General features: G+C 29.9%; 11 protein-coding genes. 4 read left to right on the top strand and 7 right to left on the bottom strand.

The features are described from left to right. Positions 1–53: 53 nt before the first annotated feature. From AC34EU_RS04855 to AC34EU_RS04845, 3 genes are read left to right on the top strand one after another with little or no spacing between them, the layout of a single operon-like run. Positions 54–842, top strand: a complete 789-nt coding sequence (locus AC34EU_RS04855) for a dienelactone hydrolase family protein (RefSeq protein ID WP_489696089.1) — start codon at positions 54–56, stop codon at positions 840–842. 49 nt (positions 843–891) lie between these two features. Continuing rightward, positions 892–1260: a DUF423 domain-containing protein gene (locus tag AC34EU_RS04850; protein ID WP_487533902.1), complete on the top strand. Its 369-nt coding sequence runs from the start codon at positions 892–894 to the stop codon at positions 1258–1260. Between the two features lie 13 nt (positions 1261–1273). After that, positions 1274–2011: a Bax inhibitor-1/YccA family protein gene (locus AC34EU_RS04845; protein ID WP_487533903.1), complete on the top strand. Its 738-nt coding sequence runs from the start codon at positions 1274–1276 to the stop codon at positions 2009–2011. Position 2012: 1 nt separating this feature from the next. Here AC34EU_RS04845 and AC34EU_RS04840 read toward each other — a convergent pair whose 3' ends face one another. Further along, entirely contained in the window at positions 2013–2720 is a 708-nt protein-coding gene (locus AC34EU_RS04840; RefSeq protein WP_487533904.1) for a DUF4294 domain-containing protein, read from the bottom strand. Between the two features lie 86 nt (positions 2721–2806). Between AC34EU_RS04840 and AC34EU_RS04835 the strand changes: the two genes are divergently transcribed. After that, entirely contained in the window at positions 2807–3886 is a 1080-nt protein-coding gene (locus AC34EU_RS04835; protein WP_487533905.1) for a M42 family metallopeptidase, read from the top strand. Here the strand turns inward: AC34EU_RS04835 and AC34EU_RS04830 are convergent. The 6 genes from AC34EU_RS04830 to lon are packed head-to-tail and all read right to left on the bottom strand — an operon-like array spanning position 3870 to position 9892. Beyond that, positions 3870–4889 (bottom strand): quinone-dependent dihydroorotate dehydrogenase, encoded by a 1020-nt coding sequence (locus AC34EU_RS04830; RefSeq protein ID WP_487533906.1) that lies wholly within the window; start codon positions 4887–4889, stop codon positions 3870–3872. The two genes, AC34EU_RS04835 and AC34EU_RS04830, sit on opposite strands and share 17 nt — an antisense overlap. 47 nt (positions 4890–4936) lie before the next feature. Further along, a complete protein-coding gene (yajC, locus tag AC34EU_RS04825) occupies positions 4937–5233 on the bottom strand; it encodes a preprotein translocase subunit YajC (protein WP_487533907.1) in 297 nt (98 codons plus the stop codon). 3 nt (positions 5234–5236) lie between these two features. Then, positions 5237–5740 carry a DUF1573 domain-containing protein gene (locus AC34EU_RS04820; protein ID WP_487533908.1) on the bottom strand — a complete coding sequence of 168 codons (504 nt, stop codon included), beginning with the start codon at positions 5738–5740 and terminating at the stop codon, positions 5237–5239. Between the two features lie 45 nt (positions 5741–5785). Continuing rightward, entirely contained in the window at positions 5786–6718 is a 933-nt protein-coding gene (locus AC34EU_RS04815) for a transcription antitermination protein NusB (protein WP_489696088.1), read from the bottom strand. A gap of 46 nt (positions 6719–6764) precedes the next feature. Then, on the bottom strand, positions 6765–7430 hold the full coding sequence (gene cmk / locus AC34EU_RS04810) for a (d)CMP kinase (protein WP_487533910.1): 666 nt from the start codon (positions 7428–7430) through the stop codon (positions 6765–6767). Beyond that, entirely contained in the window at positions 7427–9892 is a 2466-nt protein-coding gene (gene lon, locus AC34EU_RS04805; protein WP_487533911.1) for an endopeptidase La, read from the bottom strand. The genes cmk and lon overlap by 4 nt, the downstream gene beginning before the upstream one ends. Positions 9893–9968: the final 76 nt, after the last annotated feature.

Genomic DNA, 9968 nt, shown 5'->3' with positions numbered 1-9968 from the left:
CACAGTGCAAATTTAGATGATTTTATAATTATATTTACTATAAAATTACTTTTATGAAATATTTAATTATTCTTTTTTTTATTCCAATTAATATCTTTTCTCAAGATTTTATTCAACGTTTAGAAGATTCTCCGCGTCATCATGAATGGAAAAAGCTAGTTAATAACAATGGGGAAGAGATTAATACATTCATAGTATTTCCTGAAGTAGCCAAAAAAGTTCCAGTAATTATTTTAATTCATGAGAATAGAGGTCTTAATTATTGGGCAAGAAGTATGGCTGATCAGATTGCAGAAATGGGATATATCGTATTAGCTCCTGATTTATTATCAGGCACTGCTCCAGATGGAGGAGGAACCACAAGTTTTAAAAACTCAGATCAAGCTAGGACAGCAATCTATGACCTTTCTCCTGAAAAAGTGACATCAGATTTAGATGTTGTTTTTAAGTATGGAAAAAATATTGATTCAGCCAATGGTAAAGTTGCTGTTATCGGATTTTGTTGGGGAGGCAGTCAAACATTTAAATACGCAACTAACAATTCATCAATTTCAGCGGCTTTTGTTTGTTATGGAACTGGACCAAAAAATGAAATTGATTATAAAAATATAACTGCTCCTATATATGGTTTCTATGGTGGTAATGATAATCGGGTAAATGCAACAATAGAAAATAGTGTTTCTGCCATGAAGAAAGCTAAAAGCTTTTACGAGCCCGTGATTTATGATGGAGCTGGGCATGGGTTTTTTAGAGCAGGAGAAAACATTGATGCTTCTGAACTAAATAAGAACGCAAGAACTCAAGGTTTAAACCGCTTAAAAAAATTACTATCTAAACTATAAATTCATCATTATAGATTTGTTTATATTTGTCAAAAACGAATAAATTTCGATGGATAAATTTAGAGTGTTTGGTGGTATTTTTTCCTTATTATCAGTTATTTTTGGTGCTTTTGGAAGTCACTTGTTGAAAAAGTATTTAGAAGAATCTGCTCTTCAATCTTTTGAAGTAGGTGTAAGATATTTAATGTATCACGGTCTTGCAATATTAATTATATCGGCACTGCCAATGGAAGGTAAAAAATGGATTTATAGATTTTTTATAAGTGGAACTTTACTTTTTTCATTTAGTATTTTTTTACTATCACTTCAATCATTAATAAAATTTAATTTAAAATGGTTAGGTCCTATAACGCCTATTGGTGGAACACTTTTAATTATTGGTTGGATTATTTTTATAATTAACGCTTTTAAATCCTAATTAATTTAAAATTATGAATAGACATCTTTCCTATAGATCAGGTAATCCAGTATTAAAGAAAAGCTCATTTAACTCTACTAGTTTATCTTCAGAAACAATGACCATTGAAGGTACTGTTAATAAGACTGCTTTGAGTTTAATTCTTTTAGTTGGTTCCGGATATTATACATTCACTAGTATTAGCTCTGCAATGCTAATTTTATTTGGAATAGGAGGTTTGATTACTGGGATAATTACAATTTTTAAAAAAGAATGGGCTCCTATAACAGTTCCAATTTATGCGATTTTAGAAGGTGGTTTGTTAGGAGGTATTTCTTACATGTATAATAGCGTTTATGATGGAATTGTAACAAATGCTATATTTATAACAGTTGGAATACTCTTATCTTTATTAATGGCATACAAATCAGGTTTAATTAAACCAACAGAGAATTTTAAGCTAGGAGTAGCTGCTGCAACTGGAGGAATTATGATCGTTTATTTTGTAAATATGATTATGAGTTTTTTTGGCTCAAGCATGCGAGTTATGGATCCAACTAACGCTTCACTTATGAGTATTGGGTTTAGTTTAATAATAATTGTAATTGCTTCACTTAATTTAGTTTTAGATTTTGATTTTATTGAAGAAGCAGCTGAAAAAAATGCTCCAAAATATATGGAATGGTATGGAGCTTTTGGACTCTTAGTAACTCTAATTTGGCTTTATTTAGAGATTCTTAGGCTATTATCAAAACTAAATTCAAGACGGTAATTTAATTAATCAACTTGTATTTAACCTGACCAGGAGTTTCAGTTTTATTCAAATCCAATTTACTCTTCCAGATATAATATAATTCATCTAAATCATATTCTAAAGCTGTAGGTTGTTCAACTAATTTACCTGAAGAAAAAGCCCGAAGTAAAATATCTTCAATTAAATAATCTTGATAATTTTCTTTTGGATCGTACGTTTCCTTTAGTGATAGTTTAAAAAAAGAAGCTGTTGCCTGATATATTGTTGCTCTCCACCCATTCCTTAGTTCTTTGATTAATTTATGAGTGGTCTCACCTGTTTGTCGATGAACCAATTTAATTAATATTTTACCCTGCGATCGTGAAAGTTTTTTTAAATCCTGCTCAAATTCTTCATAAATAAATTTTTCTAAACGCTTTAAATACTTTCTCTTTCTACCTTTATTATTAATATTTTCAAGTCTACTATTTAAAACCTGAAGACGTTCACTAGCTAGTTTAGCATAGGGATAAACTTTATAAGTTCTGTTTCGTAATATTGCATACTTTTTTGCAGCATCATAGGAGTTAAACGTAAGGGGTTGGTAAACAATCACTTCCTTTAAGTTTATTGATGAGCTCGGAATAGAATCTTCTCCGACTACAAATAATGATTTTTCAATTTCAGTGGATTGTGACCAACAAATTGTTACATGTAATATATATATATATATAATCTTATTATTCATAAATTCCAAAGGTATAAAAACTGATATTTTCAAACAGTTTAATGATCATTAATTATTATTTTAGTCTTCAATTAAAATATACATAAATGAAAGTTTTAAATCAGAAGTCAATTGATTTTTTAGAAAAATATTTAAACAACTCAGCTCCTACAGGTTATGAAGCTAATGGTCAAAAAATATGGATGGAGTATCTAAAACCATATGTAGATGATTTTATTACTGATGTTTATGGAACAGCTGTTGGTGTTATTAATCCTGAGGCTAAATACAAAGTAGTAATTGAGGGTCATTCTGATGAAATATCATGGTATGTTAATTATATATCTGATAATGGATTAATTTATGTTATTAGAAATGGCGGGAGTGATCATCAAATTGCTCCATCTAAATGGGTTAATATTCATACTGATAATGGAATTATAAAAGGAGTATTTGGATGGCCTGCAATACACACTCGTAAAGTTGGAAAAGAAGAAGTGCCGAAATTGGATAATATATTTATTGATATTGGAGCAAAAGACAAAAAAGAAGTTGCAAAAATGGGAGTGCATGTCGGATGTGTAATAACTTACCCTGATACTTTTCAAATATTGAATAAAAACAAGTTTGTATGTAGAGCTATTGACAATAGAGCTGGAGGTTTTATGATAGCCGAGGTTGCTAGATTACTTAAAGAAAATAAAATAAAATTGCCATTTGGTTTATATATAACAAATTCAGTTCAAGAAGAAGTTGGGCTTCGTGGTGCAGAAATGATTACTCAAACGATTAAACCTAATGTTGCAATTGTTACTGATGTTTGTCATGATACAACAACCCCAATGATAAATCAAAAAGAACAAGGTGAAATTCAAATTGGTAATGGTCCTGTAATTTCATATGCTCCTGCCGTTCACAATAAATTGAGAGAACGAATTATTTCTGTTGCACAAAAAAATAAAATCCCATTCCAAAGGCTTGCATCATCAAGATATACAGGTACTGACACCGATGCTTTTGCTTACAGCAATGGTGGGGTGGCTTCAGCTTTAATATCGTTGCCCTTAAGGTATATGCACACTACAGTTGAAATGGTTCAAAAAGAGGATGTTGAAAATGTAATAAAATTAATTTATGAAACTATTCAAAAAATAAAACCAGGAGAAAGTTTTAATTATTTTGAATAAGGGACTTATTTATTTTTTTTACTATTCCTGGTCCTTCATATATGAAGCCAGTGTAAAGCTGAATTAAATCAGCTCCAGCATTTATTTTTTCATGAGCGTCCTCAGGAGTATGTATCCCCCCTACACCAATAATCGGAAAACTTTTTTTACTGTTTTCTGATAAAAATCGTATAATTTTAGTACTTTTTTCAGCTAAAGGTTTTCCACTAAGACCACCCGATTCATCTTTATTATTTGATGTTAATCCATTTCTGTCTAACGTTGTATTTGAAGCAATAACTCCATCAATCTTAGTTAGATTAATAATATCAATAATATCAATCAACTGGCTTTCATTAAGGTCAGGGGATATTTTTAATAAAATAGGTTTTCTATTCTTTTTTTGACTATTTAAATTTTGTAAACCATTCAAAATATTTGTTAATGGTTCTTTAGCTTGAAGAGCTCTCAGGTTTGGAGTATTTGGCGAGCTAACATTAACAACGAAATAATCTACATATTCAAAAAGAATTTCAAAACAATATATATAATCATCTATTGCTTTATTATTAGGTGTGTTTTTATTTTTACCAATGTTACCTCCTATTAATACATTTTTATTTGTCTTTAGTCTACTAACTGCGGCTTTAACTCCCTCATTATTAAAGCCCATTCTGTTAATAAGCCCATTGTCTTCAGACAATCTATACAACCTTTTTTTTGGATTACCTGATTGACCTTTTGGTGTTACAGTTCCAATTTCTATAAATCCAAAACCAAAGTTATTTAATTCTTTATATAGTTTAGCATCCTTATCAAAGCCGGCTGCTAAACCTACTGGACTTTTAAAATTTAAACCAAAAACATTACGATTTAACTTAGGGTGGTTTATTACATAGACCCATCTAATTATTATACCAACTAATGGGATAAAATGAACCACTTTAATTAATTTAAAGACAAAGTGGTGAACCCATTCTGGGTCAAATAAAAACAAAAAAGGTTTTAGGATATTCTTATACATAAGACATCAATCCTGATTTTAAAAAACTCCTAAAAACAGGAGTTTAACTACTTTTTTGATAAACTTTTTGTAAGCTTAGCACTCATTTCTAATGAAATTGAAGAGCGCTCAACTTTAAGTTTACCTGCCTGGGTTTCTATAGTACAAGTATTGTCTTTGTCATTTAACTCAACAACCTTAGCGTGAATTCCACTTTTAGTAATAATACGATCACCTTTTTTAAGGTTGTTCATAAAGTTTTTTTCTTTTTTTTGTCTTCTTGTTTGAGGCAAGATGATAAAAAAGAAAAAAACTACTAGCATTAATAGTAAAAAGGGTAATTGTTCTGAAAATCCTCCCTGCATTTATTAATTTTGAGCTTGACGTGCCTTGGCTTGAGCTTGTCTTTGTTGTTCTTTAATTGGATCTGGAGTAACCATTGCTTTAATCCTTAGCATCTCTCTTCCACTTTCAGTGTTAGCAGATATAGTAACGGCTTTTTGCTGTAAACTGGGTTTGTTACTTGAATCAAAACTAACTAAAATTTCACCTTTAGCTCCTGGAGCAATTGGTACATTTTTAGGATATTGAGGGACAGTACAACCACAACTTCCACGAGCATCAACAATTATAAGATCACTCTTACCGGTATTAGTAAATGAAAATGTTGTTGTAACGACATCTCCTTCATTTATATTCCCAAAATCATGTGACAAATTACTAAAAGTCATTACTGGGGAGTTTGAAGTGTTAGCCTGAGCTTGAACCTCAGTAGCCTGAACGTTATCTTGATTAACTTTTTTGGCAGCACTTTCACCACAAGATGTAGTTATAAAAGATATTGCTAAGATTGAGTAAAAAATATTTTTCATGAGTTATAAATTAAGTATTTCTAAATCAAAAGTAAATAAAATTCCTTACAATAAACCTCTACCCGCTTTGTTTAATCTCCCCTTTTTATCAAAATCTTTAGAAATGTTGTCAAGTACACCATTAATAAAAATATTACTTTTTGGTGTTGAATAATCTTTAGCTATTTCTAAATATTCGTTAATTGTTACCCTAACAGGTATTTCTTCAAAATATAAAAGTTCTGAAATAGCCATTTTTAATAATATAAAATCTATATCTGCAATCCTGTCAGAGTCCCAGTTAGGAGTTTTTCCTTTAATTTCAGATTCTAATAAATCACTCATTGAGATTACTTTATTTAACATATCAATGCCAAAAGTAGTTTCCTCTGATTGAAGATTAAAAAATGGGAAATTCATTTTTTTGGATTTTTCAATGTCTAAAGATTTAATTTGTTTTAGAATGTATGTGTTAACTACTGGAAAGTCATCGATCCATGTCAATTGTTTATCCTCTAAATAGTCATATAATTTATCTGATTGAGCTACACACTCTTTGAAAAAATTTACACAAAACAAACTATCGTCCTCATTGTTTAAGCCTGGAAAGTAATCTACAAACAAAGGTCTAGATGTTAAATCAATATAAAATTGATTTATATATTCTGAGTCTAAATTCCAATTATTTATTTTTCTCTTTTTAATATAATCTGAAATGTTTTTATGTTCACAAAGAAATTTAAAATATGGATTATTAACAATTTTTTCTGCTATTGGATCAGGTAGTTCATATTGCAGCTTTTTTTCAAGCTCAATATTATTTTGAGCATAAACATAAATATTTTTGTAAATAGATATTAATAAATAGTAGAGGTCAAAAGACTTTTTGACGCTTTCAGTATAAAAATTTAATTGATCATTAAGGTTTTGCTTCCCTTCATGTGAAATCGAATATAACGATTGCATTACTTTAATGCGTATGTGTCTTCTAGTTAACATCTTTTAAAGAACTTTAAGATGCCAAAATTAATATTTTTATTATTAATTATCCATTAATTAAAGAAATTAATCTTTCAAAAACTTCATTTTCAGTCAAGTTTGAAGTTTCGACTATAATTGCATCTTTAGCTGGCTTTAAAGGAGAAACTAATCTAGACGAATCCTCATAATCTCTTATTTTAACATTTTCTAATACTTTTGAATAAATAATAGTTTCATTACTAGATTTTAATTCTTCAAATCTTCGTTTTGCTCTAATTTCAAGAGAAGCAGTTAAAAAAAATTTGTTTTTAGCATTTGGAAAAACAACTGTTCCTATATCACGACCATCCATTACAACATTATTTTTTATTGCAATTTGTCTCTGAATTTTAACTAAAAAAGATCTGACTTCAGGAATTCCAGCTATTTTACTTACATTCTCTGCAACATCCATTTTCCTTATAAAGGGTTCAACATCATTGCCATTTAATAATATTATCTGAGATTTATTTGAAATTTTAAATTCAATATTAATCTTATTAAGTCTTTCTATAATAGTTCTAACATTAATGGGCTCACTTAACAAATCACTAATGATACAATAATAAGTAACTGCCCTATACATAGCCCCCGTATCGATGTAATTGTAACCAAAAAAATTTGCAATTTTTTTTGCTTGACTACTTTTACCAGTAGCAGCATGCCCGTCAATTGCAATTATTTTTTTCATTTTTTAATTTCTAATAATCTTTTAGCATTAACTACTGATTTATCAGTGATTGCAATAAGTAAAACATCAATCATGTCTTTAACGTAATGAAATTTTAAACCTTTTAAATAACTTGGTTTAATTTCATCAATATCTTTTTTATTTTGTTCACACAAAATTATTTCTTTAATTTTTGATCGTTTAGCTGCTAATATTTTCTCCTTTATACCCCCTACAGGTAAAACCTTACCTCTTAGAGTTATTTCACCGGTCATTGCTAAACTTTTCTTGACACGTTTTTGGGTAAACAAAGACATTAAAGAGGTCAACATTGTGATTCCTGCACTAGGACCGTCCTTAGGTGTTGCTCCTTCTGGAACGTGGATATGTATATTATATTTATCAAAAGGAAAATGATCAATTCCAAGTCTTTGAGAATTTGATTTTATAAATTCCAAAGCAATAGTAGAAGATTCTTTCATTACTTTTCCCAAGTTTCCAGTTATTCCAAGATTTCCTTTTCCTTTAGAAATAGAAGATTCTATGAAAAGAATATCACCACCAACTGCTGTCCAAGCTAGTCCGGTTACCACTCCTGCAACATGATTGTTTTCGGCAAGATCACGATTAACTTTTTCTGTTCCTAGTATCTTTGAAAGATCAGCTAAAGCAGGAGAAGCATTATAATCTTCCTCTAAAGCAATTGATTTAGCAACATATCTTGTCATTTTCGCCATCTGCTTATCTAATCCTCTTACTCCTGACTCTCTTGTATAGCTCTCTACTATTTTTGAAATAACTGTCCTTTTTAAATTCAAATGATTTTTACTTAAACCATGCTCATTTAACTGTTTAGGTAAAAGATGTTTGTGTGCTATTTCAATCTTTTCCTCAATAGTGTAGCCACTAACATTTATACTCTCCATTCGATCTCTAAGAGCTGGATGAACAGAAGCCATACTATTAGCAGTGGCAATAAACATAACTTTAGATAAGTCATATCCCATTTCTAAAAAATTATCATAAAATGAATTATTTTGCTCAGGATCTAGAACTTCTAATAGTGCAGCAGATGGATCTCCTTGAGATCCTTGAGTTAATTTATCAATTTCATCCAAAACAAAAACTGGATTAGATTTTTTTGCTTTTTTTAAACTCTGAATTATTCTTCCTGGCATAGCGCCTATATATGTTTTCCTGTGCCCTCTTATTTCAGACTCATCTCGCATTCCTCCTAATGAAATTCTTACATATGACCTGCCTAGAGATTCTGCAATTGATTTCCCCAACGAGGTTTTACCTACTCCTGGAGGACCAAAAAGACATAAAATAGGAGACTTCATGTCATTTCTTAGCTTAAGTACTGCTAAATATTCTATAATACGTTTTTTTACTTCATCAAGACCATAATGATCTCTATCTAAGATTCTTTGTGCTTTTTTAAGGTCAAATTTATCTATTGAAAATTCATCCCATGGTAAATCTAAGATAAGCTCTAAATAGTTTCTCTGAACTGAATATTCAGCAACCTGAGGGCTCATTCTTTGTAATTTACCCCACTCTTTGTTAAAATGTTCATTTACATCTTTGCTCCATTTTTTAGTTTTAGAACGTTCTTTCAACTCATCTACCTCCTCTTCATATGAAATACCACCTAACTCTTCCTGAATAGTTTTTAATTGTTGATTTAAATAGTATTCTCTTTGCTGTTGATCCATATCTAAACGAACCCTTGATCTTATATCATTTTTTAATGCAAGTTTCTGATATTCACTATTCATGAATTTTAAACATATTAAGGCTCTTTCGTTCAAACTTGTTAGTGATAATATTTCTTGTTTATCACTTACCGAAAGGTTCATGTTAGAGGAAACAAAATTTATTAAAAAAGAATTACTATTAATATTTTTTATTGCAAATGATGCTTCGGATGGAATATTTGGATTTTCCTGAATTATTTGAAGGGCAAGATCACGAATTGAATCAACTACGGCCAAAAACTCCTTATTATTAGAGCTATTTAATATATCCTCTACAGATTTAATCTTAGCTTTAAAATAAGGTTTGTCAGTAATGATTTCATCAATCTGAAATCTTTTTTTACCCTGAATAATGACTGTGGTATTACCGTCAGGCATTTTCAACACTCTTAAAATTTGAGCTACGGTTCCAAGATCATAAATATCTTTTAATTCAGGGTTTTCTGTAGATTGATCTTTTTGAGCTACCACACCAATGACTTTATCTCCTTTATTAGCATCTTTGATTAATTCAATTGACTTGTCTCTGCTTGCTGTAATTGGAATTACAACACCCGGAAACAAAACAGTGTTTTTTAAAGGTAAAATTGGAATTGAACTTGGTAAAGCTTCTTTATTTAATGCCTCCTCATCTTCTGCAGTCATAAGAGGAATTAGTTCTGCTTCTGATTCTATTTCACGAAGAGAAAAACTGTCAAAACTTGTATAAGGTGATTTTGCCATATTAATTTAGTGTCAATGTGTCATTTAAATTACTAATCATCATAGATTGAATATAGCCTATCATATAATAACCAGT

The sequence above is a fragment of the Candidatus Marivariicella framensis genome (assembly GCF_982709265.1).
This window is presented reverse-complemented; position numbering and strand designations above follow the sequence as displayed.

What these genes read in the sequence shown, in the direction of transcription:
- cmk (WP_487533910.1), bottom strand. Translation starts at nt 7,430, where the DNA reads ATGAAAAAAATAATTGCAATTGACGGGCATGCTGCTACTGGTAAAAGT.
- AC34EU_RS04830 (WP_487533906.1), bottom strand. Translation starts at nt 4,889, where the DNA reads ATGTATAAGAATATCCTAAAACCTTTTTTGTTTTTATTTGACCCAGAA.
- AC34EU_RS04840 (WP_487533904.1), bottom strand. Translation starts at nt 2,720, where the DNA reads ATGAATAATAAGATTATATATATATATATATTACATGTAACAATTTGT.
- AC34EU_RS04845 (WP_487533903.1), top strand. Translation starts at nt 1,274, where the DNA reads ATGAATAGACATCTTTCCTATAGATCAGGTAATCCAGTATTAAAGAAA.
- lon (WP_487533911.1), bottom strand. Translation starts at nt 9,892, where the DNA reads ATGGCAAAATCACCTTATACAAGTTTTGACAGTTTTTCTCTTCGTGAA.
- AC34EU_RS04820 (WP_487533908.1), bottom strand. Translation starts at nt 5,740, where the DNA reads ATGAAAAATATTTTTTACTCAATCTTAGCAATATCTTTTATAACTACA.
- AC34EU_RS04855 (WP_489696089.1), top strand. Translation starts at nt 54, where the DNA reads ATGAAATATTTAATTATTCTTTTTTTTATTCCAATTAATATCTTTTCT.
- yajC (WP_487533907.1), bottom strand. Translation starts at nt 5,233, where the DNA reads ATGCAGGGAGGATTTTCAGAACAATTACCCTTTTTACTATTAATGCTA.
- AC34EU_RS04835 (WP_487533905.1), top strand. Translation starts at nt 2,807, where the DNA reads ATGAAAGTTTTAAATCAGAAGTCAATTGATTTTTTAGAAAAATATTTA.
- AC34EU_RS04850 (WP_487533902.1), top strand. Translation starts at nt 892, where the DNA reads ATGGATAAATTTAGAGTGTTTGGTGGTATTTTTTCCTTATTATCAGTT.
- AC34EU_RS04815 (WP_489696088.1), bottom strand. Translation starts at nt 6,718, where the DNA reads ATGTTAACTAGAAGACACATACGCATTAAAGTAATGCAATCGTTATAT.